The organism is Pelagibius sp. (assembly GCF_028281305.1).
Classification (GTDB): domain Bacteria; phylum Pseudomonadota; class Alphaproteobacteria; order Kiloniellales; family Kiloniellaceae; genus Pelagibius.
This window is the reverse complement of the sequence record NZ_JANQKD010000026.1, coordinates 1-25,350: the sequence shown is the minus strand read 5'-3', so window position 1 is coordinate 25,350 and position 25,350 is coordinate 1. Positions and strand designations below refer to the sequence as shown.

26 protein-coding genes and 2 tRNA genes are annotated in these 25,350 nt (G+C 65.5%); 13 read left to right on the top strand and 15 right to left on the bottom strand.

Annotated features, from left to right (window positions below; translation table 11 throughout):
• Window positions 1-71 precede the first annotated feature (71 nt).
• Complete coding sequence (locus Q0982_RS07425; RefSeq protein WP_299393670.1) at window positions 72-398, top strand: antibiotic biosynthesis monooxygenase; 327 nt, start codon at window positions 72-74, stop codon at window positions 396-398.
• A 103-nt stretch (window positions 399-501) separates the two neighbouring features.
• Here Q0982_RS07425 and Q0982_RS07420 read toward each other — a convergent pair whose 3' ends face one another.
• Window positions 502-1,377, bottom strand: coding sequence for an ATP-binding protein (locus tag Q0982_RS07420; protein WP_299393667.1), 876 nt, complete (start codon window positions 1,375-1,377; stop codon window positions 502-504).
• Between the two features lie 173 nt (window positions 1,378-1,550).
• Here Q0982_RS07420 and yajC point away from each other — a divergent pair, with 173 nt between their 5' ends.
• The 4 genes from yajC to Q0982_RS07400 are packed head-to-tail and all read left to right on the top strand — an operon-like array spanning window position 1,551 to window position 4,988.
• The gene (gene yajC, locus Q0982_RS07415; protein WP_299393665.1) at window positions 1,551-1,979 is read left to right on the top strand and encodes a preprotein translocase subunit YajC; all 429 of its coding nucleotides are present in this window, start codon (window positions 1,551-1,553) and stop codon (window positions 1,977-1,979) included.
• Window positions 1,980-2,036: 57 nt separating this feature from the next.
• Entirely contained in the window at window positions 2,037-3,596 is a 1,560-nt protein-coding gene (gene secD / locus Q0982_RS07410; protein WP_299393661.1) for a protein translocase subunit SecD, read from the top strand.
• A 13-nt stretch (window positions 3,597-3,609) separates the two neighbouring features.
• A complete protein-coding gene (secF, locus tag Q0982_RS07405) occupies window positions 3,610-4,557 on the top strand; it encodes a protein translocase subunit SecF (RefSeq protein ID WP_299393658.1) in 948 nt (315 codons plus the stop codon).
• A gap of 53 nt (window positions 4,558-4,610) precedes the next feature.
• Window positions 4,611-4,988, top strand: a complete 378-nt coding sequence (locus Q0982_RS07400; RefSeq protein ID WP_299393657.1) for an Mth938-like domain-containing protein — start codon at window positions 4,611-4,613, stop codon at window positions 4,986-4,988.
• Window positions 4,989-5,084: 96 nt separating this feature from the next.
• On the opposite strand, the gene Q0982_RS07395 is transcribed toward Q0982_RS07400, so the two are convergent.
• The 3 genes from Q0982_RS07395 to Q0982_RS07385 all read right to left on the bottom strand — a co-directional run bounded on the left by Q0982_RS07395 (window position 5,085) and on the right by Q0982_RS07385 (window position 7,466).
• On the bottom strand, window positions 5,085-5,687 hold the full coding sequence (locus Q0982_RS07395; RefSeq protein WP_299393654.1) for a superoxide dismutase: 603 nt from the start codon (window positions 5,685-5,687) through the stop codon (window positions 5,085-5,087).
• 286 nt (window positions 5,688-5,973) lie between these two features.
• A complete protein-coding gene (locus Q0982_RS07390) occupies window positions 5,974-6,657 on the bottom strand; it encodes a nitroreductase (RefSeq protein WP_299393653.1) in 684 nt (227 codons plus the stop codon).
• A gap of 212 nt (window positions 6,658-6,869) precedes the next feature.
• Window positions 6,870-7,466 (bottom strand): urate hydroxylase PuuD, encoded by a 597-nt coding sequence (locus Q0982_RS07385; protein WP_299393650.1) that lies wholly within the window; start codon window positions 7,464-7,466, stop codon window positions 6,870-6,872.
• A 219-nt stretch (window positions 7,467-7,685) separates the two neighbouring features.
• On the opposite strand from Q0982_RS07385, the gene Q0982_RS07380 reads away from it, so the two are divergent.
• The gene (locus tag Q0982_RS07380) at window positions 7,686-8,525 is read left to right on the top strand and encodes a phytoene/squalene synthase family protein (protein ID WP_299393648.1); all 840 of its coding nucleotides are present in this window, start codon (window positions 7,686-7,688) and stop codon (window positions 8,523-8,525) included.
• Window positions 8,526-8,540: 15 nt separating this feature from the next.
• On the opposite strand, the gene trmFO is transcribed toward Q0982_RS07380, so the two are convergent.
• From trmFO to uvrA, 4 genes are all read right to left on the bottom strand, one after another.
• Window positions 8,541-9,917 (bottom strand): methylenetetrahydrofolate--tRNA-(uracil(54)-C(5))-methyltransferase (FADH(2)-oxidizing) TrmFO, encoded by a 1,377-nt coding sequence (gene trmFO / locus Q0982_RS07375; protein WP_299393645.1) that lies wholly within the window; start codon window positions 9,915-9,917, stop codon window positions 8,541-8,543.
• Window positions 9,918-9,994: 77 nt separating this feature from the next.
• Window positions 9,995-11,239 (bottom strand): adenylate/guanylate cyclase domain-containing protein, encoded by a 1,245-nt coding sequence (locus tag Q0982_RS07370; protein ID WP_299393633.1) that lies wholly within the window; start codon window positions 11,237-11,239, stop codon window positions 9,995-9,997.
• A gap of 77 nt (window positions 11,240-11,316) precedes the next feature.
• Complete coding sequence (locus tag Q0982_RS07365; protein WP_299393631.1) at window positions 11,317-11,820, bottom strand: GNAT family N-acetyltransferase; 504 nt, start codon at window positions 11,818-11,820, stop codon at window positions 11,317-11,319.
• Window positions 11,817-14,672: an excinuclease ABC subunit UvrA gene (gene uvrA / locus Q0982_RS07360; RefSeq protein WP_322096973.1), complete on the bottom strand. Its 2,856-nt coding sequence runs from the start codon at window positions 14,670-14,672 to the stop codon at window positions 11,817-11,819. Before uvrA ends, Q0982_RS07365 begins: the two co-directional genes overlap by 4 nt.
• Window positions 14,673-14,910: 238 nt before the next feature.
• On the opposite strand from uvrA, the gene Q0982_RS07355 reads away from it, so the two are divergent.
• The 5 genes from Q0982_RS07355 (at window position 14,911) to Q0982_RS07335 (ending at window position 20,855) form a co-directional block, all read left to right on the top strand.
• Window positions 14,911-15,408, top strand: a complete 498-nt coding sequence (locus Q0982_RS07355; RefSeq protein ID WP_299393627.1) for a single-stranded DNA-binding protein — start codon at window positions 14,911-14,913, stop codon at window positions 15,406-15,408.
• 400 nt (window positions 15,409-15,808) lie between these two features.
• A complete protein-coding gene (gyrA, locus tag Q0982_RS07350; protein ID WP_299393626.1) occupies window positions 15,809-18,583 on the top strand; it encodes a DNA gyrase subunit A in 2,775 nt (924 codons plus the stop codon).
• Window positions 18,584-18,619: 36 nt separating this feature from the next.
• Complete coding sequence (gene coaD / locus Q0982_RS07345; protein WP_299393623.1) at window positions 18,620-19,174, top strand: pantetheine-phosphate adenylyltransferase; 555 nt, start codon at window positions 18,620-18,622, stop codon at window positions 19,172-19,174.
• A 151-nt stretch (window positions 19,175-19,325) separates the two neighbouring features.
• Window positions 19,326-19,401, top strand: a tRNA-Lys gene (locus tag Q0982_RS07340).
• Window positions 19,402-19,772: 371 nt separating this feature from the next.
• Window positions 19,773-20,855, top strand: a complete 1,083-nt coding sequence (locus Q0982_RS07335) for a HAMP domain-containing sensor histidine kinase (protein ID WP_299393724.1) — start codon at window positions 19,773-19,775, stop codon at window positions 20,853-20,855.
• 114 nt (window positions 20,856-20,969) lie between these two features.
• Here Q0982_RS07335 and Q0982_RS07330 read toward each other — a convergent pair whose 3' ends face one another.
• Complete coding sequence (locus Q0982_RS07330; protein ID WP_299393620.1) at window positions 20,970-21,170, bottom strand: hypothetical protein; 201 nt, start codon at window positions 21,168-21,170, stop codon at window positions 20,970-20,972.
• Between the two features lie 191 nt (window positions 21,171-21,361).
• Entirely contained in the window at window positions 21,362-21,607 is a 246-nt protein-coding gene (locus Q0982_RS07325) for a hypothetical protein (protein WP_299393618.1), read from the bottom strand.
• Window positions 21,608-21,929: 322 nt separating this feature from the next.
• Between Q0982_RS07325 and Q0982_RS07320 the strand changes: the two genes are divergently transcribed.
• Entirely contained in the window at window positions 21,930-22,148 is a 219-nt protein-coding gene (locus tag Q0982_RS07320) for a hypothetical protein (protein WP_299393615.1), read from the top strand.
• A 75-nt stretch (window positions 22,149-22,223) separates the two neighbouring features.
• Here the strand turns inward: Q0982_RS07320 and Q0982_RS07315 are convergent, their stop codons facing one another.
• From Q0982_RS07315 to Q0982_RS07295, 5 genes are all read right to left on the bottom strand, one after another.
• Window positions 22,224-22,670, bottom strand: a complete 447-nt coding sequence (locus Q0982_RS07315; RefSeq protein WP_299393612.1) for a hypothetical protein — start codon at window positions 22,668-22,670, stop codon at window positions 22,224-22,226.
• A 326-nt stretch (window positions 22,671-22,996) separates the two neighbouring features.
• Complete coding sequence (locus tag Q0982_RS07310) at window positions 22,997-23,305, bottom strand: hypothetical protein (protein ID WP_299393609.1); 309 nt, start codon at window positions 23,303-23,305, stop codon at window positions 22,997-22,999.
• Window positions 23,306-23,609: 304 nt separating this feature from the next.
• A complete protein-coding gene (locus Q0982_RS07305) occupies window positions 23,610-24,101 on the bottom strand; it encodes a hypothetical protein (RefSeq protein WP_299393607.1) in 492 nt (163 codons plus the stop codon).
• 84 nt (window positions 24,102-24,185) lie between these two features.
• Complete coding sequence (locus tag Q0982_RS07300) at window positions 24,186-24,545, bottom strand: TraR/DksA family transcriptional regulator (protein ID WP_299393604.1); 360 nt, start codon at window positions 24,543-24,545, stop codon at window positions 24,186-24,188.
• Window positions 24,546-24,839: 294 nt separating this feature from the next.
• The gene (locus Q0982_RS07295; RefSeq protein WP_299393602.1) at window positions 24,840-25,073 is read right to left on the bottom strand and encodes a hypothetical protein; all 234 of its coding nucleotides are present in this window, start codon (window positions 25,071-25,073) and stop codon (window positions 24,840-24,842) included.
• Between the two features lie 178 nt (window positions 25,074-25,251).
• Here Q0982_RS07295 and Q0982_RS07290 point away from each other — a divergent pair.
• Window positions 25,252-25,338, top strand: a tRNA-Leu gene (locus tag Q0982_RS07290).
• The last annotated feature ends 12 nt before the right edge of the window (window positions 25,339-25,350 follow it).

Below are 25,350 nucleotides of genomic sequence, written 5' to 3'. Positions count from 1 at the left end.
TCGGCGCTGGCGGCGGACCTTGCAGCCTGCGATTTTGACGACCGACAGCCACACCAGAAGGAACTGGGACCTTGCACGTCGTAATCTTCGAGGTGCGGCCGAAGGACGGCCGCAAGCAGGACTACCTGGACATCGCCGCTTCGCTGCGCAGCGAGCTGGAGAAGATGGACGGCTTCATCTCGATCGAGCGCTTTGCCAGCCTGACCGATGAGGGAAAGATCTTGTCCCTGTCTTTCTGGCGCGATGAGGAGTCCCTGGTCCGCTGGCGCCATCACGCCGAACACCAGGCCGCCCAGGGGCGGGGGCGCAACGAGATCTTTCAGGACTACCGCCTGCGCATCGCCTCGGTCGTCCGCGACTACGGCATGCACGACCGCAAGGAAGCGCCGCAGCCCTGACCCTCCGCCATGCTTCGAGACGGGCCTGCGGCCCTCCTCAGCATGAGGCCCAGTTGAAGCCTCACCCTGAGGAGGCGCGGCAGCGCCGTCTCGAAGGGTGCGGTCAGTCCTCCAGACGTTTGCCGAGGCGGCCGGCGAGGTCCTGGATGAACTGCCAGGCGACACGGCCGGAGCGCCCGCCGCGGGTCACGGCCCATTCCTTGGCCTCCGCGCGCAGCTCTTGCTGCGGCACCGCCAGGCCGTAGCGCTCTGCGTAGCCTTCGATCATCGCGAAGTAGGTGTCCTGGTCGCAGTTGTGAAAGCCGAGCCAGAGGCCGAAGCGGTCGGAGAGGCTGACCTTTTCCTCCACCGCCTCGGAGGTATGGATTGCCGTGGAGCGCTCGTTCTCGATCATGTCCCGCGGCATCAGGTGGCGGCGGTTGGAGGTGGCGTAGAAGATCACGTTGGCCGGTCGGCCTTCGATGCCGCCCTCCAGCACCGCCTTCAGCGACTTGTAGCTCGCATCCCCGCCGTCGAAACTGAGGTCGTCGCAGAACAGCACGCAGGGCCGCTCGGTGCCGCGGAGCAACTGCAGGAGGCGCGGCAGGCTGGGAATGTCTTCTCGGTGGATTTCCACCAGCGCGAGCCGGGCCGCCGACGTCGCCTCGGCGTTGACCCGGGCGTGCACGGCCTTGACCAGCGAGGACTTGCCCATGCCCCTGGCGCCCCAGAGCAGGGCATTGTTGGCCGGCAGGCCCTGGGCGAAGCGGCGGGTGTTCTCGTACAGGGTCTCCGCCTGCCGCTCTATCCCTTGCAGAAGCACGAAGTCGACCCGATTTATCTGCAACACCGGCTCCAGCCGGTCGGCCTCGGGCTGCCAGATGAAGCCGTCGGCAGCGCCGAGATCAACGCGCGAAGAAGGTGCCGGAGCGATTCGCTCCAAAGCCTCGGCGATGCGCTGGAGCAAGGGATCGAGGCGCTCACTGTCGGGTTTGTTCATGAATTTTCCAAAGAAATGCGGGCAAGAGATTGAATTTTTGCGCAAAAGCTAATACCTGCTTCGCGTGGGGTCAATCGGGTCCCGGCAGTTCTCAGCCTATCCCGGGTGGCGTTGCAATTCGCGGGCTTGCGGGTATAGTCCGCCGGTCTGACTGCTCGGAAAAGGTCTAAATCATGCTCATTTCACCGGCCTACGCCCAGGCCGCAGGTGGCGGTGGAGCCGATCTCTTCACGTCCTTCCTGCCCATCATCCTGATCTTCGTGGTCTTCTACTTCCTGCTGATCCGGCCTCAGCAGAAGAAGGTGAAGATGCACCGCGAAATGGTGCAGGCGCTGCGCCGCGGCGACAAAGTGGTCACCGCCGGCGGACTGATCGGGACCGTGACCAAGGTTCTGAGCGATACTGAGGTTCAGTTGGAACTCGCGGAAGGGGTGCGGGTTCGCGCCATGCGCCATACAATCCAGGACGTGATGAGCCGCACCGAGGCGGCGCCCAGCAAGGGCGGCGCGCCGAAGGCGGCAAACGACGCAGGGGGCGACAAGCCGAAGAGCATCCTCGGCGGCCTCTTTGGCGGGGCCAAGCGGCCCAACGACAAGTCCTGAGAGGCGGTCCCGCCGCACTGCCTTAGAAGCCGCGACCCCTAGAAAGCGACGACGGTCATGGTCAACATCCCACGCTGGCAAGTCATCCTGATCATTCTGGTCGTTGTGGCGGGTTTCGCCTATGCCTCGCCCAATCTCCTGGGCGCCAGGGACGCGGAGAGCCTGCCGGGCTGGGTGCCGCACCAGCAGGTGAACCTGGGGCTCGACCTGCGCGGCGGATCCTACCTCCTGCTGGAGGTCGATCTGCCGACGGTCTTCGAGGAGGACCGCGAAAACCTCGTCGAAGAGCTGAAGGGCGCCTTGGCCCAGCGCGGCGTCGAGGCGACGGACTGGGGGCTGTTCGGCCTGGCGGCCGGCTTCACGCTGGTCAATCCGGACGATTCCGGGCGCGCGCGCCAGGCCATCGCCGAGACCATCCTGCGCAGTCTGGACATCGACAACAGCAGCGGCACCTTCCGCGTGACGATCTCCGAACAGGGGATCCGCGAGCGCGCTACCAACGTCGTCAATCAGGCGATGGAGGTGATCCGCCGGCGCATCGACGAGACCGGCACCAAGGAGCCCTCGATCCAGCGCCACGGCGACGACCGTATCCTGATTCAGCTTCCCGGCGTCGAGGACCCGGAGCGCATCAAGGCGCTGATCGGCGAGACGGCGGTGCTAAGCTTCCGCTTCGTGCACGACAGCTTTACGACGGGCGGGCGTGTTCCGCCCTCGGTCGAGGTGCTGCCGGCCGACGAACCGGGGCCGGGCGAGCCTGATGCCTATCCCGTCAGCAAGCGCGTCATGGTCAGCGGCGACCGTCTGGTCGATGCCCAGCAGACCTTCCAGGATGGCCTGCCGGTCGTCAGTTTCCGCTTCGACACCCAGGGCGCCAAACGCTTCGGCGATGCCACGACCGATAACGTCGGGCGCCTCTTCGCCATTGTTCTCGACGAGCGGGTCATCTCCGCACCGCGGATCCGCGAGCCGATCATCGGCGGCAGCGGCGTGATCTCCGGCACCTTCACGATTCAGGAAGCGCAGGACCTGGCCCTGCTGCTGCGGGCCGGCGCCTTGCCGGCGCCGATCAACTATCTGGAAGAGCGGACCGTGGGTCCGGGCCTGGGCGCCGACTCGATCCTGGCCGGCGAAATTGCAGCCGTGCTTGGCATGATCTTCGTGGTTGTCTTCATGTCGACGATCTACGGCCTCTTCGGGGCCATGGCCAGCGTGGCACTGCTGATCAACCTGGTGCTCATGCTGGCGGCACTCTCGGTCCTGCAGGCGACGCTGACCCTGCCGGGGATCGCCGGCATCGTGCTGACCATCGGTATGGCGGTCGATGCCAACGTCCTGATCTTCGAGCGGATCCGCGAGGAGATGCGCAATGGCCGCGGACCGGTGACAGCGGTCGACGCCGGCTACCGGCGCGCGCTGACCACAATCATCGACTCCAACGTGACGACGCTCATCGCCGCGCTGCTCCTGTTCAACTTCGGCTCCGGCCCCATCAAGGGTTTCGCTGTGACTCTGGCCATCGGTCTTCTGACCTCCATGTTCTCGGCCATCATGCTGACCCGCTCGCTGGTCATCCTCTGGCTGCGCCGGCGCCGGCCGCAGGCCCTGGCAATATAGGGGAGGGCGCAGCATGGCTCTGATCCGCAAGCTTCCCCTCGACCTCGGCCTCAACTTCGTCGGCAAGCGGGGCCTGTTCCTGGTGATGTCGGCCTGCCTGATGCTGGGCTCGATCGGTCTCTTCTTTACCCAGGGGCTCAACTTCGGCGTCGATTTCCGCGGCGGCATCCTGATGGAGGTGCGCACCGACGGTCCTGCCAATCTGGCCGACCTGCGCAGCCGCGTCTCCGGCCTCGGGCTGGGCGAAGTCACGCTGCAGGAATTCGGCGAACCGACCGACGTGCTGATCAACATCGAACGCCAGGAGGGCGCCCAGGAGGAGCAGATCCGGGCCATCGAACTGGTGCGCGGAGCCCTCGGCGAAGGGGTCGAGATCCGGCGTCAGGAGTTCGTCGGCCCGAAGGTGGGCGACGAGCTGAAGCAGGCCGGCATTCTGGCCACCCTGCTGGCCCTGGCGGGAATCGGTCTCTACATCTGGTTCCGTTTCGAGTGGCACTTCAGCGTGGCCGCGCTGGTCGCTCTGGCGCACGATGTGATCGCCACCATAGGCTTCTTCGCGCTGACCCAGCTGGAGTTCAACCTGGCCACCCTGGCAGCGGTGCTGACCATTGCCGGTTACTCGATCAACGACACCGTCGTGATCTTCGACCGCGTGCGCGAGACCCTGCGGCGTTACAAGAAGCTGCCGCTGGGCGAAGTCTTGAACCGCGCGCTTAATCTCACGCTGTCGCGCACCATCCTGACCTCGATGACCACGCTGCTGGCCCTGGGCGCGCTGTTCTTCTTCGGCGGCGCCGTCATCCAGGGCTTTACCTCCGGACTGATCTGGGGCGTGGTGATCGGCACCTATTCCTCCGTCGCTCTGGCGGTGCCGCTGCTTTCCTACATGAAGCTGCGCCGCGGCGGCGAGGAGGACGAGGCCGAGGCCAAGCGCGAGGCCGCGCAGACCTCCACGTCCTGACGCCGGGCCCAGGCGGGCGGTTCGGCAGTCGAGAGGAAAAGCTGAGGACAGCCATGGACGTCACGCCTCTGGTCCCGGAGGGCCTTCAGATCATCGAGAGCTATGGCGGCGGCGGGTTCCGCGTTTCCGGGAAGCACTACAGCGGCAACGTGCTGGTGCTGCCGGACCGCACGCTGGCCTGGACGCCGGGCGATATCGCCGCCCTGTCTCTGTCGGACTTCGCCGCGGTCGTGGCTGAAGACACCGCCATCGAGGTGTTGCTGGTCGGCTGCGGGCCGGCGATGGTCTTCATCGACCCGGATCTGCGCGAGGCGGTTCGGGCCCGGGGGCCGGCGCTGGAGCCCATGGACACCGGCGCTGCCTGCCGTACCTACAACGTCCTTGCCGCCGAAGGGCGCCCGGTTGCCGCGGCGCTGATCGCCGTCGACTGATTGGGCCTGTCGTTAGCCGTCCAGCACAAAAAACCAGCGCACAAAAAAGGGGCCCCGCAGGGCCCCTTGTTCTCACGGCACGGAAGCCTGAGCGCGCTACTCGGCAGCGGCGCTCGCCACGTCCTCGAAATTCGCGGCGGCGAAGTCCCAGTTCACCAGGTTGTCGAGGAACGCCTGGATGAAATCCGGCCGCCGGTTCTGGTAGTCCAGATAGTAGGCGTGCTCCCAGACGTCGCAGGTCAGAAGCGGCGTCTGGCCGTCGGTCAGCGGCGTTTCCGCATTGCCCGAGGTGACGATCTTCAGGCCGCCGTTGTCTTTCACAAGCCAGACCCAACCGCTACCGAACTGGCCGACGCCGGCAGCCTTGAACTGCTCCTTGAAGGCATCCAGGCTGCCGAAGGCTGCGTCGATGGCTTGCGCCAGAGCGCCGTCCGGCGCACCGCCGCCGGCGGGCTTCATGGAGTTCCAGAAGAAGGTGTGGTTCCAGATCTGCGCGGCCTGGTTGAAGAGCCCGCCCGTGCTGGATGCGATGATTTCCTCCAGGGTCTTTTCCTCATCGGCGGTGCCGGCGATCAGCTCGTTCAGCTTGTTCACATAGGCCGCATGGTGCTTGCCGTGGTGGAAGCTGAGGGTGTTGGCGGAGTAGTGCGGCTCCAGGGCGTCCTGGGCGTAGGGCAGGGGGGGAAGCTCGAAGGCCATGCCGTCTCTCTTTCTTTCGGTCGCTTGTGACTTTGAAGTTTGGCGTTCGTTCGTACAGGCGCGATCTCTCCTGATCACGAGAGCCCTGTTACTCGGTGAATTAGGAATCGCTGACGGGATTTCCAGCGGAATCGGCCACAAAAGCCGACAATCAACGCGACTGGATCAGTGACCAGACCAAAGCCCGGTCTGGAGGTTTTCCGCGGTCGGAAAGCCCGCATCAACGGTGCGTTCTCGTGACGGCTCTGTGACGATCTTCGGCGGCTGGCGCGTCAGATGGCGCAGGTCAGTCGGTCGGTTCTTCCGCCGCCGGCAGGCTGCTCAGATAGCTGGCCACGGCATCGCGTTCCGGGCGGACGCGCTCGCCCGGCGGTTCCGCCGCGGTGCCGATATAGATGAGGCCGATGATGTGCTGGTCGCCGGGGATGCCAAGCGCCGTCTTGACGGAGTCGTTGTAAGCCGGCCACTCGGTCAGCCACTGTGCGGAAAAGCCCAGCGCAACGGCAGCATTCAGAATGTTGGTGCAGACCGCGCCGCAGGACAGAAGCTGCTCGATCTCCGGGACCTTGTGCTGCCGGTTGAGCCTGCTGCTGACAACGATAAAGCCCGGCGCCCGCTGCGGGCGGTTGCGCTCGAAGGCGACCTGCTTCTCGTTCGCCTCTGGGAACTTGGCCAGGAACTCGCCCGCCAGCACCGCGCCGAGCTCAGCCTGCGCCTGTTTGTCGAGCACCTGCAGACGCCAGGGGCCGATCTTGCCGTGATCGGGCACGCGGATGCCGGCGCTGAGGATCAGGTCCATCTGGTTCCGGTCGGGACCGGGTTCGCCAAGCTGATTGGCAACTACCGATCGCCGGGTCAGCAGCAGGTCGATCAGGTCCCGCTCCAAGGTGATGCGGCCCGGCGTCAGGCTGTCGTCCTTTGGGTTCCGTTCTTCCGCAATGCTCGCGCCCGTCGTACTCGCACCCGCCATGGATCCTCGCTGTCTCCTGTCGTCCCTGCGGCTCAGCCGCTTGGCCAGCCTACCCCATCTTCAGACAAGATAGGGGCGCCGCTCGGTTTTGCAATTGCGAATGATTCGCGACCGGTGGCTTGGCCAGGAATGTCGGGCGATGCCGCAGAGGGCTGGGGCCGGGACTGTTCAGTCCCGGCCCCGGATACAAGGTCCTGCTAGAAGAGACGCCTCTAGAAGAGGTTCTGCGCCGACACCATGGCAAAGAGCATGGGCACGGACAGCAGCGTGTTGGTACGCGAGAACAGCATGGCGGTCCGGGCCGACTTGGCCTTGGTGTCCGCATCCGCCTCGACGATGCCGAGGGCGCGCTTCTGGTTCGGCCAGATGACGAACCAGACGTTGATGAACATGATGGTGCCCAGCCACATGCCGATGCCGATCATGGTGTGCTTGGGCACGCCATCGGTGAGGCCCAGCAGGTAGGCTTCGACGAGATAGCCGTTGAAGCCGGCCAGGATGATGCCGGTGACGATGGTCGCCATGGCGCCCCAGCGGAACCACCAGAGCGCGGCCGGTGCGATCACCTTGCCGATTGCCGGCTTCTGTTCGTCCGGGATGTTCGGCATATTGGGGATCTGAACGAAGTTGAAGTACCACAGCAGTCCGATCCACATGACACCGCTGATCACGTGAAGCCAGCGGAACACAAAAGCACCGAAGCTATATCCGTCGTAGCCCTGCATGCCGGCATAGATCAGCGCCAGGATGACCGCCAAGACAAACCCTGAAATCACCGTGTTGCGTAAAGACGTCAGTATGCCAGCCATAGGGTCCCCTCCATATTTCCGCCGGGCAGACCTGCCGCGAGGCGGAGATCAGCATGGTTCTTTACTTGAAACGACTAAGCGACTTGTTGCCCAGCCACTTGGATTCGCTGTGAAAAATATTAGAGCCCGCTTGAACCCTTGCCAAGGGGCGCCCCGAAGCGCCTCCCGAAGCGCCTCCCGAAGCGCCGACCGAAGGCCTGCCCGACCGGTCCGCCGGCCATGGTAGCGGCGCTGCCGGGCCACATCGCCAGCCTCCGCCAACACGACCGCGACCGTTACCAGACCTGTCTCTTCGCGCCGGCGGCGTCGCGCGATCATCTCTTTGCGCTCTATGCCTTCAACTACGAGGTCGCCAAGACCGCCGAGGTGGTGAGCGAGGCGATGCTGGGTCAGATCCGCCTGCAGTGGTGGCGTGAAAGCCTGGAGGGGATTTACGCCGGCACACCGCGCGCGCATGAAGTGGTCGAGCCGCTGGCCCGGGCGGTCGCGGCGACAGCTCTGCCGCGCGATGGACTGGAAGCCCTCATCACGGCGCGTGAATTCGATCTGGAGGGTGAACCGCCACAGACGCTGGACGCCCTCGAGAGCTATGCTGCCGGCACCTCTTCCCAGCTTCTGCGCCTCGCCCTGAAGGTGCTGGGGGTCGAGAGCGCGGCGGCGGAGACCGCGGCGCATCACCTGGGGATCGCCTGGGCTTATCTGGGCCTGCTGCGGGCCGTGCCCTTTCACGCCCGGCAGAAACGCCTCTATCTGCCGGTCGACCTCTGCCATGCCGCCGGTGTCGACTATGGCGGGCTTTTCGAACTGCGCGGGTCGGAGGGGCTGAGCGCCGTGGCGCGGGACCTCTGTGCCGCTGCGGGAGAGCATCTGCGGCAGGCCAGGGCTGCCGATGCCGTGCCGCGCGCAGCGCGGGCGCCCCTGCTGCTTGCGACTCTGGCGGACCGCCACCTGCGCCGTCTCGAAGCGGCCGCCCACGACCCCTTTCATCCGGACCTGCAGACAGAGGCGCCCGGCCAGATCTGGCGTCTGGCCTGGACTCACTGGCGCGGGCGCTACTAGCGCAGTAAGGCCGGCTTACTCCGCTGCTTCGGCGGGCGTGGTCAGCCAGGCGGCGAGATCGGTGAGGGCGCGCGCCGACATGGCAGGCTTGCGGTCCTTCTTGCGCACCTTGCGCTTGCCCTCCGGCGGGGTCAGCGGCGGGAAGAGCCCGAAGTTCACGTTCATCGGCTGAAACGTCGACGCATCGGCGCCGCCGGTGATGTGAGCCAGCAGGGCGCCGTGGGCGGTGGTCGCCGGCGGCGGTGCAAAAGCCTGGCCCTGACGCTCCGCGGCGGCGAAGCGCCCGGCCATCAGGCCGACGGCGGCGGATTCCACGTAGCCCTCGACCCCGGTGATCTGGCCGGCGAAACGCAGCCGCGGCATGGCCTTCAGGCGCAATTCCCCATCCAAGAGCCGTGGCGAGTTGATGAAGGTGTTACGGTGCAGGCCGCCGAGGCGGGCGAACTCCGCCTGCTCCAAGCCGGGGATGGTGCGGAAGATGCGCACCTGCTCGCCGTACTTCAGCTTGGTCTGGAAGCCGACGATGTTGTAGAGCGTGCCTAGGGCATTGTCCTGGCGCAACTGCACCACGGCATAGGGGCGCTCGTTGCGGTGCGGGTCGTGCAGGCCGACCGGCTTCATGGGCCCGAAGCGCAGGGTCTCCGGCCCACGGCTGGCCATTACTTCGATGGGCAGACAGCCCTCGAAATAGGGGGTCGAGGTCTCCCAGTCCTTGAAGTCGGTCTTCTCGCCTTCCAGCAGCGCGGCGATGAAGGCCTCGTACTGCGCCTCGTTGAGGGGGCAGTTGACGTAGTCCGCCGTGCCGCCGCCCGGGCCCGGCTTGTCGTAGCGGGATTGGAACCAGGCCTTGGAGAAGTCGATGGAGTCCTTGTGCACGATGGGGGCGATGGCATCGAAGAAGGCGAGGTACTCCTCGCCGCTCAGCCTGCCCACTGCCTCCGCCAGTTCGGGCGAGGTGAGGGGCCCGGTGGCGACGATGACCTGATCCCAGTCCTCGGGCGGCAGCCCCGCCACCTCGCCGCGCTGAATGGTGACCATGGGATCGGCCTCCAGCTGCGCCGTGACCCGGTCGGAGAAGGCGACCCGGTCGACCGCCAGCGCGCCGCCTGCGGGCAGCTTGGTGGCATCACCGCAGGCCATGATGAGGGAGCCGAGGCGCCGCATCTCCTCGTGCAGCAGGCCGACGGCATTGTTCTCCGCATCGTCGCTGCGGAAGGAGTTGGAGCAGACCAGCTCCGCCAGCCCGTCGGTCAGGTGGGCCTCGGTGCCCCGTTCCGGGCGCATTTCGTGCAGCACCACCGGAACCCCGGCGCGCGCAATCTGCCAGGCCGCCTCACTGCCGGCGAGCCCGCCGCCGACGACATGGATGGGTTTTGGGTCTGTCTCGGTCATGATCCGAACCTTCGTTTCTCCGGCCCCTCGGTGGCCTCCTGACTTGCCGGAGCAGATAGCCCCGCAAGCCGGAATCATCAAGCCGGAGGGTCGGCCAGGGTGAACACTTCCTGCGCCTCGGCGATGCCCTTCAGCGGATGGACCCCGAGGCTGCGGCTCTCGCCGCCCCAGTGTTTGGCGAAAGCGGCGGAGTAGATGAGCGAGAGGCCGAGGGTCCCGTTCAGGCCTTCGATCCGGCTTACCAGGTTCACGGCCGGCCCGATCACGGTGAAATCCAGCCGGTCGGCAGCGCCGATATTGCCGTACATCACCTCGCCGACATGCAGGGCCATCCCGATCCCGTAGGTCTGCAGGCCCGCGGCACGGCGGCGCTCCTGCAGCTTGCCGATGTTCTCCAGGGCTTGCTGCGCGGCGTCCATCGCCGCTGCACAGGCGCTGTCCGTTGCCGTCTCGCCCTGATGGTCCGTGGGGTAGATGGCAAGCAGGCCGTCGCCGATGAACTTCAGGATCTCACCGCCCGTACCGACGATCGCGGTGCCCATGATCTCGAAGTACTCGTCCAGCAGCTCGACGATCTCCTGCATCGGCAGGGCTTCGGACAACGCCGTAAAGCCGCGAACGTCGGAGCAAAGCAGGACCGCCGAGATCTGCTCCACATCGCCGCGCTTGACGGTACCGCTCAAGAGCCGGTCGCTGGTTCGTGCGCCGATGTAGGTCTGGAGCAAGGTGCGGGCCGTGCGGTAGACGTTGCGCAGTTCGAGCACCGTGGCGAAGGCCGGAAGGCAGGCGTCGATGGTGGCGATGTCCAGGTCGTCGAAACCGCTTTCGCTTTTGCTGGCGAAGGTGATGGTGTTGATCTGCTTGTTGCTGAAGGGCAAGGGGCGGGCCGTGTAGTCGCTGTAGGCCGCCGCGTGCAGATCCTCGACGATGGGAAAGTCGATCGGACAGTCCGGCTCGCAGAGCCGCCGGCGGATTGCCGGACCGCCCTCGTTCACCAGCCGCACAGGGCTGGCCATGAAGAAATCCGTCCGCTCGACGCCGTGGGCGCGCGGGATCTCCATGGCGCCGCCGGCCTCTGCCTCCCAGAGCACGGTGACGGCCCGCATCTGCGGGTGAAGCTGCGGCAGATGCAGGGTGGAGCGGTCGATGGGGATGCCGATGGCGGTGAGCTGGCGGACAAATCCGTCGTGCAGCATGGTGATGCGGCTGCGGCGCATGCCCATGTCGGTCAGCCAGTCGATGACCGGCTGGGCTTTCAAGCGGGCCTGGGGCCGCAGTTCGGCTGCCTGCAGGCTGTCGCGCCCGGGGTCTGCAAGCGTCATGTCGGGAGTGTGGAGGGCCGGGCGTCCGCTGGCAAGGCCCGGCTGGTGAGGCCCCTGGCTGGTGAGGCCCAGCGCCGTCAGCCGCCTTCCGCGAAGCGCCGCAGGGCCGCACCGTCGAAGCGGTAGTAGACCTTGTTGGTCACCAGCTGCGCGCCGATATGGGCGTAGAACTCCATGGCGCGGGGGTTGTTCTCCTCCGCCGTCCAGTCGAAGCGGACGCAGCCGCGCTCCAGCGCCGTCACGGCCAGGAAGCGCATGAGGATGAGGCCGACGCCCTTGCCGCGGGCCCGGTCGAGCACGAAGAGATCCTTGAGGTAGAGCTGACCGCCCAGGTTCGGGGCCGGATACATGATGGTGAAGGTGGCAAAGCCCAGGGCGTCGCCATCCTCCTCGGCCAGCACGATCTCCACGGTCGCGTCCTCGGCCATCACGCGCTCGCGGACATGGGCGGCCATGGCCTCGGCTGTGGGCGCCTTGTCGCCCCAGTAGTGCAGGTCGCAGCGGTAGAAAAGCTCGCCGACCTTTGCAGCGTCGGCCTTGCCGGCAAAGCGGCAGAGGATCGATCCGTCCGCGCCGCTCATGCCCGTTTGCGCTTCGGTTTGTTGGATATTCCCAGATAGGGCGCCAGATACTGGCCCGTGTGGCTCGCCGCGACCCGGGCGACGTCCTCCGGCGTGCCGGCGGCGACGATGCGTCCGCCACGGTCGCCGCCGTCGGGTCCGAGGTCGATGATCCAGTCGGCGGTCTTGATGACCTCCAGATTGTGCTCGATGACCAGCACGGTGTTGCCCTGGTCTACGAGGGCCTGGAGCACTTCGAGCAGCTTGCTCACATCCTCAAAATGCAGGCCCGTGGTGGGCTCGTCGAGGATATAGAGGGTGCGCCCGGTCGCGCGGCGCGACAGCTCCTTGGAGAGCTTGACGCGCTGCGCCTCGCCGCCGGAGAGCGTGGTCGCAGGCTGGCCGATGTGGATGTAGCCCAGACCCACCTTCTGCAGCGTTTCAAGCTTCGCGCGGATGGAGGGCACCGCCTTGAAGAACTCCACGCCCTCGTCGACGGTCAGGTCCAGGATGTCGGCGATGGACTTGCCCTTGAAGGTGATCTCCAGGGTTTCCCGGTTGTAGCGCTTGCCCTTGCAGACGTCGCACTGGACATAGACGTCGGGCAGGAAGTGCATCTCGATCTTGATGACGCCGTCGCCCTGGCAGGCTTCGCAGCGCCCGCCCTTGACGTTGAAGGAGAAACGCCCCGGCTTGTAGCCCCGGGCGTTGGACTCCGGCAGGCCGGCGAACCACTCGCGGATTGGTGTGAAGGCACCGATGTAGGTTGCGGGGTTGGAGCGCGGTGTGCGCCCGATGGGCGACTGGTCGATGTCGATGATCTTGTCGAGGTACTCCAGCCCTTCGATGCCGTCGTGCCTGCCGGGGTTGGCGCGCGCCTTGTGGAGGCGCCGGGCCAGGGCCTTGTAGAGGGTCTCGATGATCAGCGTCGACTTGCCGCTGCCGGAGACTCCGGTGACGCAGGTGAAGGTGCCCAGCGGGATCTCGGCATCGACGGAATGCAGGTTGTTCTCCTCGGCCCTCAGGATCTTCACGGCCTGGCCGGGATGGCCTTCGCGCCGGAGGCCCGGAATGGCGATCTGACGCATGCCGGTGAGGTACTGCCCGGTCAGACTCTCCGGGGCGGACATCACCTCTTTTGGTTTGCCGCTGGCGACCACCTGCCCGCCGCGGGTGCCGGCGCGCGGCCCCATGTCCACCAGATAGTCGGCAGAGCGGATGGCGTCCTCGTCATGCTCCACCACGATCACGCTGTTGCCCAGATCGCGCAGGCGCTTCAGGGTTTCCAGCAGGCGCGCGTTGTCGCGCTGGTGCAGCCCGATGGAGGGCTCGTCCAGCACGTAGAGCACACCGGTGAGGCCGGAGCCGATCTGCGAGGCGAGGCGGATGCGCTGGCTTTCGCCGCCTGAAAGGCTGGCCGAGCCGCGGCTGAGGGTGAGGTAGTCGAGGCCGACGTCCACCAGAAAGCGCAGACGCTCGTTGATCTCCTTCAGGATGCGCGCGGCGATCTCGCGCTGCTTGGGCCGCAGCTTCTTCGACAGCTTGGAGAACCACTCGGCCGCCTGGGCCACGGAGAACTCCGACACCTGGCCGATGTGGTGGCCGTCGATCTTGACGGCCAGGGCCTCCGGCTTCAGGCGAAAGCCGCCGCAGGCCTCGCAGGCCTGGTTGCTCTGGTACTTGCCGAGGTCGTCGCGCACCCAGTCGCTGTCGGTCTCCCGCCAGCGCCGCTCCATGTTGGGGACCACGCCTTCGAAGGGCTTGGTGGTCTTGTAGCTCCTCAGCCCGTCCTCGTAGGTCATGGTGATCGGCTTCTTGCCGGAGCCGTAGAGGATGGCGTCGCGCACTGTCTTCTTCAGCTCGCGCCAGGGCGTGCGGGTCGAAACCTTGTAGTGGCGGGCGATGGAATCGAGGGTCTGCTGATAGTAGGGCGAGGGCGTGGCCGAGCGCGACCAGGGCGCGATGGCGCCCTCGCTCAGCGACAGCTTGTCGTCCGGCACCACGAGGTCGGGATCGAAGAAGAGGGTCACGCCCAGCCCGTCGCAGGAGGGGCAGGCGCCGAAGGGGTTGTTGAAGGAAAACAGCCGCGGCTCGATCTCGTCGATGGTGAAGCCGGAAACCGGGCAGGCGAAGCGCGCGGAGAAGGTGGTGCGCGTGCCGGCCTTGTTGGCCTCTTCGGTGAAGGCCAGACCGTCGGCCAGCCCCAGCGCCGTTTCGAAGCTGTCGGCGAGGCGCGTTTCGATCCCTTCGCGGACGATCAGGCGGTCCACCACCACCTCGATGTCGTGCTTGCGCTTCTTGTCCAGCGCCGGGGCGCTCTCGATCTCGTGCAACTCGCCGTCGATCTTCACCCGCTGGAAGCCGCGTTTCTGCAGGTCGGCCAGTTCCTTGCGGTACTCGCCCTTGCGTCCGCGCACGATGGGCGCCAGCAGGTAGAGACGCGTGCCCTCCGGCATCTCCATCACCCGGTCGACCATCTGACTGACGGTCTGGCTCTCGATCGGCAGGCCCGTGGCCGGCGAGTAGGGCACACCCACCCGCGCATAGAGCAGACGCAGGTAGTCGTAGATCTCCGTCACCGTGCCGACGGTCGAGCGCGGGTTCTTGGAGGTGGTCTTCTGTTCGATCGAGATCGCCGGCGACAGCCCCTCGATGGAGTCCACGTCGGGCTTCTGCATCAGCTCCAGGAACTGGCGCGCATAGGCGGAGAGGGACTCGACGTAGCGGCGCTGGCCCTCGGCGTAGATGGTGTCGAAGGCAAGGGAGGATTTCCCCGATCCGGACAGCCCGGTGATCACCACCAGCTTGTTGCGGGGCAGGGTGACGTCGATGTTCTTCAGATTGTGTTCGCGGGCGCCACGAATCGCGATCACAGGACCTTGCGGACCGTTTGGCATCAAATCGGCACGGCCTTTCGGGGGCTTGGGTTCTGGTTTGGATACCATGGTCGTCGAGCGACCGGCAGGAAGCAATATGGAGGATGGCCGCAGGAAAATCGACCCCCTGATGGTGCCACCGGCCTTGCGGAGACGGCATTGCTGACATAGACCTGCCAGACGCGCTAGAGTCGCGCGCTTCTAGGAAAAACCTCTGAAATTGGAGACAGTCGGTATGGCGGGGAGCGTCAACAAGGTCATTCTGGTCGGCAATCTGGGGCGCGATCCGGAAATCCGCAGCACCCAGGACGGGACCCGCATCGCCAACCTCTCGCTGGCCACCTCCGAGACCTGGCGCGACCGCAACAGCGGCGAACGGCGCGAGCGCACGGAATGGCACCGGGTGGTGATCTTTAACGAGCGGCTTTCCGAGGTGGCGGAGAAGTACCTGCGCAAGGGCTCCAAGGTCTACATCGAAGGCCAGCTCCAGACCCGCAAGTGGACCGACCAGTCCGGCCAGGACCGCTACACGACCGAAGTGGTTCTCCAGCGCTTTCGCGGGGAACTGACGATGCTGGACGGCCGCCAGGACGGCGGCGGCTTCGGCGGCGGCGACCAGGGCGGCTACAGCGGCGGCGGGGGCGACTTTGGCGGCGGTTCCGGCGGGGGTTCCGGTGGCGGCTCTGGCGGTCCGGGTCCGGCCGGCGACCTGGACGACGAGATCCCGTTCTAGGCCGGCGTCCGGTCAGCGCGGAGCCTGTCCTTAAGGGCGTGTGCTCCGCCCTCCTGTACAACCAAAGCGCGGTTTTCGGTGCGCTGCCGGCCATGGCATGCGCCCGCCTGCCCGTGTTTTGCGAAGGCCGCTGAAGCGGCCTTATAAGCCTATGAAATCAAAAGGATTCTCGCCGCCCTTTCGCAGGCGCGAGAGTTGTCGTGCCTGGGCTGCATTGCTATAGTCTTATGAGCGACTCGCAGGGGCCCTCCCGGGCTTCGGACCGGCCTCGGTCCAGGGTATCGGGAGACAAGGGGATCGCCCGGCGTGTTGTGCGAATTTAGTCCCTTCGCGGCCCTCTCCGGCCGCCCGTTCTCTACCCGGACACTGGGGTCCGGGACCGTCTCAAGGCCTTGATAACTTGTCCGACCCGACACAGCCGACTTCCGATCACGACATAACACCGGTCACCATCGAAGACGAGATGAAGCGCTCGTACCTCGATTATGCGATGAGCGTGATCGTGGCCCGCGCGCTGCCGGATGTGCGCGACGGCTTGAAGCCGGTGCACCGGCGCATCCTCTACGCGATGAAGGAGGCCGGCTACGACTGGAACCGGCCCTACCGCAAATCGGCCCGCGTGGTCGGCGACGTCATGGGTCAATACCACCCGCACGGCGACAGCGCGATCTACGACACCATGGTGCGCATGGCGCAGGAGTTTTCCATGCGCCTGCAGTTGATCGACGGCCAGGGCAATTTCGGCTCCATGGACGGCGATCCGCCGGCGGCCATGCGCTACACCGAGGCGCGGCTGACCCGGGCGGCGAGCGACGCTCTGCTGGCCGACATCGACGAAGACACGGTCGACTTCCAGGACAACTACGACGAGTCGACGCAGGAGCCGGTGGTCCTGCCGGCGCGCTTCCCGAACCTGCTGGTCAACGGCGCCGGGGGCATCGCCGTCGGCATGGCCACCAACATCCCGCCGCATAATCTGGGCGAGGTGATCGACGGTTGCCTGGCCGCCATCGACAAGCCCGACATCAGCATCGACGAGCTGATGGAGATCATCCCCGGACCGGACTTCCCGACCGGCGGCGTGATCCTGGGCCGGGCCGGCATCCGCGATGCCTACCACACCGGCCGCGGCAGCCTGCGGGTGCGGGCCAAGACCGAGATCGAGGAGATCCGCAAGGACCGCCAGGCGATCATCGTCACCGAGGTGCCCTATCAGGTGAACAAGGCGCGCATGCTGGAGCGGATTGCCGAGCTGGTGCGTGCCAAGACCATCGAGGGCATTGCCGACCTGCGCGACGAAAGCGACCGCCAGGGCCTGCGCGTGGTTATCGAACTGCGCCGCGATGCGGAGCCGGAGGTGGTGCTGAACCAGCTCTTCCGGCATTCCCAGCTCCAGGGCTCCTTCGGCTGCAACATGCTGGCGCTGAACGGCGGCCGCCCGGAGGTGCTGGACCTCCGCGCCATCCTTTCCGCCTTCCTCGATTTCCGCGAGGAGGTGGTGACGCGGCGCACCGCCTTCCGCCTCGGCAAGGCCCGCGACCGCGCCCATGTGCTGGTCGGCCTCGCCATTGCCGTGGCCAACATCGACCCGGTGATCGCCCTGATCCGCGCGGCGCCGGACCCGGTGACCGCGCGCGAGCAGTTGATGGCCCGGCGTTGGCCGGCCCAGGACGTGGCGCCGCTGATCGCCCTCATCGACGAGCCGGGCCGCGCCGTCGAAGAGGACGGCACCTACAGCCTTTCCGAGACGCAGGCGCGGGCAATTCTGGACCTGCGGCTTCAGCGGCTGACCGGCCTGGAGCGCGAGAAGATCGCCGCCGAGCTGGAGGAGATTGCCGGCGAGATCCGTGAGTTCCTGGAGATCCTTTCCTCCCGCGAGCGGCTGCTGGCTGTGCTGCGCGAAGAACTCACGGACATGAAGGAGCGCTTTGCCAACCCGCGGCGCACCGTCATCCAGGAGCAGGGATTCGAGCAGGAAGACGAGGACCTGATCCAGCGCGAGGACATGGTGGTGACCGTCTCCCACGGCGGCTACATCAAGCGCGTGCCGCTTTCGACCTATCGCGCCCAGCGCCGCGGCGGCAAGGGGCGCGCGGGCATGGCCACCCGCGACGAGGACTTCGTCAGCCAGGTCTTCGTCTGCAACACCCACACGCCGGTGCTGTTCTTCTCCTCGCGCGGCATGGTCTACAAGCTGAAGGTCTACCGCCTGCCCATCGGCACGCCCCAGGCCCGCGGCAAGGCGCTGATCAACCTGCTGCCGCTGCAGGAAGGGGAGTGGATCACCACCTTCATGCCGATGCCCGAGGATGAGGCCACCTGGGACCGCATGTACGTGGTCTTCGCCACCTCTGACGGCAACGTCCGCCGCAACAAGCTCTCCGACTTTGTGCGCGTCATGGCCAACGGCAAGATCGCCATGAAGCTGGATGGCGGCGACAGCGAGCTGGTGAGCGTGCGCCCCTGCGGGCCCGACGACGACGTGCTGCTGGCGACGGCCGGCGGGCGCTGCATCCGCTTCAGCGTCTCCGACGTCCGGGTCTTTGCCGGGCGCACCTCGACCGGTGTGCGCGGCGTCAAGCTGGCCAAGGGCGACAAGGTGATCTCCATGTCCATCCTCCGCTCCGGCGAGGCCGAGAGCACGGAGGAGCGCGGCGCCTATCTGCGTTATGCCAACGCGCGCCGGCGCGGCGAGAACGGCAATGGCGATACGGCCCATGAGAACGGCATCGAGCTTTCGCCCGAGCGTCTGGCCGAGCTGGCCGAGGGCGAGCAGTTCATCCTCTCGGTCGCCAACGACGGCTATGGCAAGCGCACCTCGGCCTACGAATACCGCCTGACCGGTCGTGGCGGGCGCGGCATCGGCAACCTCGACCTCAGCCGCGCCGGCGGGCGGGAGTCCGGCGTCGTCGCTGCTTTTCCGGTGGCCCCGGGCGATCAGATCATGCTGGTCACCGACGGCGGCAAGCTGATCCGCAGCCCCGTCGACGACATCCGCATCGCCGGGCGTACCACCCGCGGCGTCATGCTGTTCCGCATCGACGAGAGCGAGCGCATCGTCTCCGTCGCCCACCTTCCCGAGGAAGACGACGAGGATGAGAACGGTGGGGACGAGAACGGCGAAACCGCGGAACCGTCCACGGGCGCTGCGGAAGCGCCCCCAGAGACTTCGTAGCCCAGAGACCTCATAGTAAAGGGAGATCGAAGGACCATGAAAAAGCCGCTGGTCGGTGTTTATCCCGGCACCTTCGATCCCATCACCAACGGCCACCAGGACATCATCGGCCGTGCCTGCAAGATCCTGGACCGCCTGGTCATTGCGGTAGCGCGCAATGCCGGCAAGGGACCGCTCTTCACCATCGACGAGCGGGTGGAGATGGTGCGCGACGAGATCGCGCAAATGAACCACTACGGCGCCCAGGTGGTGGTCCACAGCTTCGACAGCCTGCTGATCCACTTCTGCCACGAGGTTGGCGCCCAGGTGCTGGTGCGCGGCCTGCGCGCCGTCTCCGACTTCGAGTACGAGTTCCAGATGGCCAGCATGAACGCGCGCCTGGATGACGACATCGAAACCGTTTTCCTCATGGCCTCCGAGCGCCAGCAGTTCATCTCCTCGCGCTTCGTCAAGGAGATCGGCCGCCTCGGCGGTGACATCTCCAGTTTTGTCGGCCCCCAGGTGGCGGCCCGGCTGCGCGACCGCTTCCACCTGGAGCAGGAAGACGGCAAGGCCGCGGCCAAGCGCCTGCAGACCCTCAAGCAGGATTGACCGGGCTTGTTGGCCGGGCCTGTTGACCGGAGCAGTTGACCGGAGCAGTTGACCGGGGCGGGGCGCGGCCTTATGGTGCGCGCGCCCTGCACCCGGGGCCGTTTCGCCAGAATCTGGCGGCGGCCGAAATGCAGGCAATCCCGTCTCTCGGGGGCCCGTAGCTCAGTTGGTAGAGCACCTGACTTTTAATCAGGTTGTCGCAGGTTCGATCCCTGCCGGGCTCACCACCCTTCCTGCAGTTTAGCGCCCTGCGATCTCGCCGGTCCGGTCGGGGCGTGCTCCCAGTGTGAGCCGGACCTGCCTGAATCATGTCCCGATCAAGCGCCGCCTGGGGGGGCCGCGGCCGACCGGCACGCCGAGCCTTCGCGGGCCTTGGCTCCGTCCTGTGAAGACAGCTTCCAGCCGGCGGAGTCCGCTCTGGCGCCCGCGCCTGCCGCGACGCCCGCTCGGCCTCGTGACTACAAAAGCATGAAGTTAATCAAATCGTGTATTTTCATTTACCAATCGTTATAAGTGACGGCGCTAAGCTTGGCTTCGCGTTCTATATTTTAGCAATTACTGCAATGGCTTGGCGGTAAGGGAAGGGCTCTTGGACTTCGTGATGCGGATCGGGCGTTACACGCTGCCCAATGCAGCCGTCGACATCATTTTCGCCACCCTCGGCTTCTTCCTCGCGTTTCTTGTGGCGGGCGCATTCGATCTGGCCGAGATGTGGGACGACTTCGCCGCGGACCACGAAGCCTGGGAAGTGGACGAGATCCCCATTGCGGTCATGCTGCTGACGGTCTCTTTCGGCTGGTTTGCCTGGCGGCGCTGGTACGAGTTCAAGGCGGAGGCCCGCCGCCGCAAGGAAATGAATGCCCAGCTCGAGGAGGAACTGCTCCGGCGCAAGGAGATCGAAGAGGGCCTGCTGCGCGCCCAGAAGAAGGCTGAGGCGGCCGATCTCGCCAAGACCCAGTTTCTCGCCAACATGAGTCACGAACTGCGCACGCCGCTGAACGCCACGATCGGTTTTGCGGAGCTGATGGAGCGGGAGGTGCACGGGCCCATCGGCGTCGACGCCTACAAGGACTACATCGCCGATATCCGCTCCTCAGGCCGCCACCTGCTCGGGATCATCAATGACATTCTCGACCTCACGAAGATCGAGGCCGGCAAGCTGGATCTCCATGAGGAGGACTTCCTGCTGGAGCCGGTTGTCGAGGCGGCGGTCCGGCTGGTTACGCCGCTCGCCCAGGATTACGACATCACTCTTCAGGTGGAGCCGCTGCCGGGTGCATTCGGGCTCTGCGGCGATCCGCGGCTGGTCACGCAGATGCTGACCAACCTCTTGTCCAACGCCATACGCTTCAGCCACCCCGGCGGTCAGGTCCACCTGCGCAGCCAGACGGATATGGCCGGGCGCTGCGTGATTTCCGTAAGCGACGACGGCATTGGGATGAACGCGGAAGAGATCGACCTGGCGATGAAGCCCTTCGGCCAGGTCGACAACGTTTTCGCTCGCAAGCGCGGCGGAACCGGTCTTGGTCTGCCGCTGGTCAAAGCCTTGACAGGTTTGCACGATGGCGAGGTGAAGGTGGAAAGCACGCCCGGCCGCGGCACCAGGGTATCGGTCATTCTTCCGTCCGAGCGCTGCCGCGCCAACGCCGCTGCAGTAGAATCTGCCAAGGCGGCGTCGTAGCCTCAGCAGGCATCAAGGATCTGTTTCGGGCTTTCCGGGCCGGAGTGGGGCGGGGCAGCCGCTGCCCGGTCGGTGACCGCGGCCAGTTCCCCGCGTGATACCCCCTGCAGTGTCTTAGTGCTTGGTCATCCCGGGCCGGTTCCAGGGTGAGCGCAGCGGCCGGCGCAGGCTGCGCTCGAAAGCGGCCAGCTCCGTCGAGGAATGCTGCGTGCACGGCAGGTGGCGGCGATCGCGCGGCCCGCGGATCGGTGCGTGGTTCTTGCGGATGGTCTCTTCCAAGCCGGTCGACCGCCAAAACATCATGTGATTTGCCATTGTGATCTTCCCTGATTCTGGTCTCGTGCGTCCGGGCCAAAGTTGCGGGCCCGAACCCTTCGCTCGATACCTAGTCGAAGGCTATCGGCGCGCGGTTCAGACCCTTGTGGGTATTGTCACACTCAGGGGTAAATATTGGATTGCACCGGATGCACCGACTGCGACTGTCGGTACCGATAAAGCGCAGCTGATCAGTCGTCTTTTTTGCGCTGCAGCATCATCAGGTTCGCCGCCATCGAGACCGAGCCGAAGGTGATGAACAACCCGAAGAACAGCAGTGCCAGCGCCAGGACCGGGGTATCGCTGGAGAGTGTCAGGCGACGCAGCCCGGCGAAGTCGCTGGCCAGAATGGCGGCGCCGAACAGCGCGCCCGCGGCAATGCCGGTGGCCAGATGCCGGGCAAGAAACCCAAGAAAGGAACGTTCCTGAGGCGTCAAAGGCGGCGTCCTCACCAGGGCTGCGCCGGCGCCCGGATGCAGGGGCGCAGTCAAAAGCGGCAGCCGGGTCGGAGAAGCGACGGAGCGATGCCGTTCTTCTCCCTCCGGCCCTCAGAATCGGCCTCGCGGCGGTGATCTTCAAGGAGCTTCTTCGTGGCCCATTGTCGCATCTGCGGAGGTGAGAAAACCCACAGTAATCGGACATCCGGACCGCAATACTAAGTCAGGAATTTTCGCCAAATCTCAGCGGCAATTTAGTAACCGAACGTTAAAACAAGAGGTGCAGGCTATGTTGATGCTAGGCATGGGAGAGGTTGGAGCGATGAAGGCTCAGCAAGGCTTCGATCCGGCTCAATGGATCGCCGACGCCTTTCGGGCGGGCATCTTCGCACGTGTGAACGCCAACGGCGACCTGGCCCTTGACGTGGTCAACGCCTGTCCGCGCCAGACCGAGGAGCTTCTCGGCCGCTTGAGCGGCAACTCGGAAGCGGTGATTCTGCAAATGCCCAAGCCTGATAGCGACGTCCTCTATCTGAACTGACGTTTCTGACTGGCACATCGGCGGCGCACGCGCTCGGCAGGCCGCCCGTCAGTAAACGCCCCCGTCAGTCAACCGTCAGTCGACGCCGATAACGTCGATGTCGTTATCGAGCACCAGCTGCCGCAGCGTCTTGAGCCCGATCTCCAGCTCCTCGTATTCCCGCCGCAGCAGAGCCACTTCCTCTACCGCCGTCTTTCGACTTGCCTGGCTGCGCGGCAGCTCCATCAGAGCAGCGAGGTAGCGGCCCTTGGCGTGAGCAGCCCGCCGTACCAGGGCCCTGATCTCACTCTGGCGCAGATTGACCAGAACGGACATCACTTCGCGGCGGCCCTGCTCCTGGATGCTGTCGTCGATCTGCTCAACGAATTCGCCGGCCGAGACCTTCGACCGTTCTGGCTCGGGCACCGCCAGGGTCTCTTCGAGCATGCGCAGAGTTTCGCGGGGTTTTCCGCTGGTGCGATGGAACCACTGCAGCGCATCGTTCGTCCGGGAATCGGCTCGGGAGAGATCGGTAAAGGTCATTCCAGTTTCCCAGCTCCTGCCATTGGAATCTGCAAAGCGCCCGGCGGGCATGACTTTGCCCGCAGATGGACGCACAGAGCTCTGCAATTGACGGGCCAGTTTTAAGGCCCGGGCGGGGCAAGGCAGCCCGCGGACCGGCCAAGCCGGCGCACGGCAGGGCGGCAGGGTTTCCGCGGAATGCGGCAAGTCTTGCCGGGTGGAATCTGCCGCTCTCAACGACACCGCGGCAAGGCCAGCACAGGGGCGTCCCGCGCGCGTCTGCGGGTCATGGGGCACCCGATACGCGGACGTAGCAGCCTGGGAGTTGTATCAGGTGGGGAAGCGTGTCAGTCGGCGACCAGCCAGCGACCGCTCAGGGCCGGGTGATCGTCATTGGCGGGCCCGGGGATCTCCAGGCTTCCGTCGGGCCCCTCGGCCAGGCGCAGAACGCGGCTGCGGACGCGCTTCAGTCCGGCCCGGTTCTGGCGGTTCCGCCGGAACCTCCGCAGGACGCGCCAGCTCACGACCGTCGCGATGATGCCCAGCCACATGTAGGGATACCACCACGGCATCAGGACAATGAAATCCTTGAGCAGCACGTAGTAGGGGTCGGCTTCCGCGCCGGGGCCGTAGATCCATTGCAGGACGTCTAACATGACGTCATCGCCTCCGCGGTTCGTTCCAATACCTGAACTCTGCTTATTATTTGGCAATCTTAAGAGAAAATCAACTAAATTTTTAGATATCGTTAACTATGTTTGCCTCAAATTCAAGTAAATTTGAAATAAATCATAGATAAATACAGATCGCATTTTATGTAATCGGAGCGCGGGCGGGCTGCTTTGGGGGGCTGCTTTGGGGGGCTGCTTTGGGGGCTGCTTTGGGGGCTGCCGGACGCCGGCAGCGGGCACCTGACGTCGACTGCGGATTGCTGGGCTCGGCGCTGTTGTTCTGCTGAGGCTATTCGCCCAGGCCGCAGGCCCAGCGGTTGAAGTCTTCCTTGGCTGGAACGCCCGCGGGGGCGGGCTCGATGTGACTGAGCCCAAGCGTCATGAAGTCGCCGGAGCCGTCGATGGAGGCCACCGTGTCGACGTAGTTCAACCGCCCGCGGTAATAGAGCCGGGGGGTCTGCGGAACGACCCGGATCGGCGGCAGTTCGGAGATATGGCCGCTGGCGCGGTCGAGCACGAAAAGCTCGACGGCCTGTCCGGCCTCCCACAGCGTCGGCCCCAGAGTGACCAGCAGCATCTCCTCGCTCTTATAGGCCCGTGACTGACCGTCCAGGATGTAGCCCCAGCCGCGCCAGCACTCGGTCGCCTGGCCGGCGGAAAGGGTTTCTGGCGCGCTCTGCGCGAGCGCCGACGGCCCGGCTGCGCCACTGGCCGCCAGCAGCGCACCGCCCAGGGCCAGAGCCGGCACGGAGGGGAAGCCTATGGAAAACACGGAAGACAAGGCTGGTCGCTTCTCATGGCTTGGGAAAGATAAGCTGTGGGGGAATGACACGTTGCTGTCGGCGGTTCCCGGGCTTGCTGACCCTCAATGCCCGCCTGCCTTGCTGGCGCAGTCGACACAGGTCGGCAGGGTGGGGTCCAACTCCAGCCGGCGCAGCGGAATGCGCGCCCCGCAGGATACGCAATAGCCGTAGTCTCCTGATTCGATCCGCTTCAGGCTTGCTTCGATGCGCTGCAGCTCCGCCTTGCGGCGGCGCTCAGCCTCCAGGGACATTGCTTGACTTTGGAGCGCATCCATTCGCGACAGCCTGCCAACCCTGGTCTGATCCAGTTCGACCGGTTTGCGGCTGTCCGCAGAACTGGCAGCCAGATCCAGCAGCTCCTGGCGGCGTAGGATCAGGCGTTCGCGAAGAGCGGCGAGGTCCACCTGAATCGGTTCACTCATCCCGTATGATGAACCCCGCTGTTTCGCACGGCAAGGGGCTTTGCGCAGCGGCCGAGCGGTCGTCCGGTCGTAGGATAACGCAGTTGTGGGATCGGGCACTTGAGGAGAGGAAGCCTGCAGGGATGTCTGGGGGCCCCGGCCGTCTTCGGGGGTTGGTAGACATGAAGTCGTACAGGGAGGCAGGGTCCCCATCCCTGCAGGCTTACCTATCAAAGCCTAGGGGGCAGCCGAAATCTGCGGGGTGATCTTTTTGTGTCAAGCCTTAGGGTTTCCACCCTAAAGGGTTACGACTACTCATATTTCCGGCCCGCGATGGTGGTCGTCGTCGTGACCTCTGCGGCTCGAATAGAAGACCAGGAACATGAGGCCGCCGCCGAGCAGCAGCGAGACGAGGCAGCCGAGCGTCAGGGCGATCATGCCGTGCAGACTGATGTCGACGTCGCCCAGGCTCCACCAGACAAAGAGTCCGCCGACAACGGACACGACAAGGAGCGCGCCGAGCACGGCGATCAAGAGGGCAGTCTTCATAATCTGGGACGCGGTCCAGGTTTGGGAATCAGCGGATTTACCGCGCAGCGCCCGGTATGGTGGACCCGGGCCCGGAGCCCCGTCCAGCCCTTTTTTCGGCACAGATTTCCGTTGCCCTTTTGGCGCAGAGCGCTATAACACCCGCTCCGAGCCGGTGGCCAGGAGCCAGCGGATACCTGCGGCTGTGGCGGAATCGGTAGACGCGCAGCGTTGAGGGCGCTGTGGGGGAAACCCCGTGGAGGTTCAAGTCCTCTCAGCCGCACCAACCCGTTTCCAG

What these genes read in the sequence shown, in the direction of transcription:
- Q0982_RS07420 (WP_299393667.1), bottom strand. Translation starts at nt 1,377, where the DNA reads ATGAACAAACCCGACAGTGAGCGCCTCGATCCCTTGCTCCAGCGCATC.
- yajC (WP_299393665.1), top strand. Translation starts at nt 1,551, where the DNA reads ATGCTCATTTCACCGGCCTACGCCCAGGCCGCAGGTGGCGGTGGAGCC.
- secD (WP_299393661.1), top strand. Translation starts at nt 2,037, where the DNA reads ATGGTCAACATCCCACGCTGGCAAGTCATCCTGATCATTCTGGTCGTT.
- secF (WP_299393658.1), top strand. Translation starts at nt 3,610, where the DNA reads ATGGCTCTGATCCGCAAGCTTCCCCTCGACCTCGGCCTCAACTTCGTC.
- Q0982_RS07400 (WP_299393657.1), top strand. Translation starts at nt 4,611, where the DNA reads ATGGACGTCACGCCTCTGGTCCCGGAGGGCCTTCAGATCATCGAGAGC.
- Q0982_RS07395 (WP_299393654.1), bottom strand. Translation starts at nt 5,687, where the DNA reads ATGGCCTTCGAGCTTCCCCCCCTGCCCTACGCCCAGGACGCCCTGGAG.
- Q0982_RS07390 (WP_299393653.1), bottom strand. Translation starts at nt 6,657, where the DNA reads ATGGCGGGTGCGAGTACGACGGGCGCGAGCATTGCGGAAGAACGGAAC.
- Q0982_RS07385 (WP_299393650.1), bottom strand. Translation starts at nt 7,466, where the DNA reads ATGGCTGGCATACTGACGTCTTTACGCAACACGGTGATTTCAGGGTTT.
- Q0982_RS07380 (WP_299393648.1), top strand. Translation starts at nt 7,686, where the DNA reads ATGGTAGCGGCGCTGCCGGGCCACATCGCCAGCCTCCGCCAACACGAC.
- trmFO (WP_299393645.1), bottom strand. Translation starts at nt 9,917, where the DNA reads ATGACCGAGACAGACCCAAAACCCATCCATGTCGTCGGCGGCGGGCTC.
- Q0982_RS07370 (WP_299393633.1), bottom strand. Translation starts at nt 11,239, where the DNA reads ATGACGCTTGCAGACCCCGGGCGCGACAGCCTGCAGGCAGCCGAACTG.
- Q0982_RS07365 (WP_299393631.1), bottom strand. Translation starts at nt 11,820, where the DNA reads ATGAGCGGCGCGGACGGATCGATCCTCTGCCGCTTTGCCGGCAAGGCC.
- Q0982_RS07355 (WP_299393627.1), top strand. Translation starts at nt 14,911, where the DNA reads ATGGCGGGGAGCGTCAACAAGGTCATTCTGGTCGGCAATCTGGGGCGC.
- coaD (WP_299393623.1), top strand. Translation starts at nt 18,620, where the DNA reads ATGAAAAAGCCGCTGGTCGGTGTTTATCCCGGCACCTTCGATCCCATC.
- Q0982_RS07330 (WP_299393620.1), bottom strand. Translation starts at nt 21,170, where the DNA reads ATGGCAAATCACATGATGTTTTGGCGGTCGACCGGCTTGGAAGAGACC.
- Q0982_RS07320 (WP_299393615.1), top strand. Translation starts at nt 21,930, where the DNA reads ATGAAGGCTCAGCAAGGCTTCGATCCGGCTCAATGGATCGCCGACGCC.
- Q0982_RS07315 (WP_299393612.1), bottom strand. Translation starts at nt 22,670, where the DNA reads ATGACCTTTACCGATCTCTCCCGAGCCGATTCCCGGACGAACGATGCG.
- Q0982_RS07310 (WP_299393609.1), bottom strand. Translation starts at nt 23,305, where the DNA reads ATGTTAGACGTCCTGCAATGGATCTACGGCCCCGGCGCGGAAGCCGAC.
- Q0982_RS07300 (WP_299393604.1), bottom strand. Translation starts at nt 24,545, where the DNA reads ATGAGTGAACCGATTCAGGTGGACCTCGCCGCTCTTCGCGAACGCCTG.
- Q0982_RS07295 (WP_299393602.1), bottom strand. Translation starts at nt 25,073, where the DNA reads ATGAAGACTGCCCTCTTGATCGCCGTGCTCGGCGCGCTCCTTGTCGTG.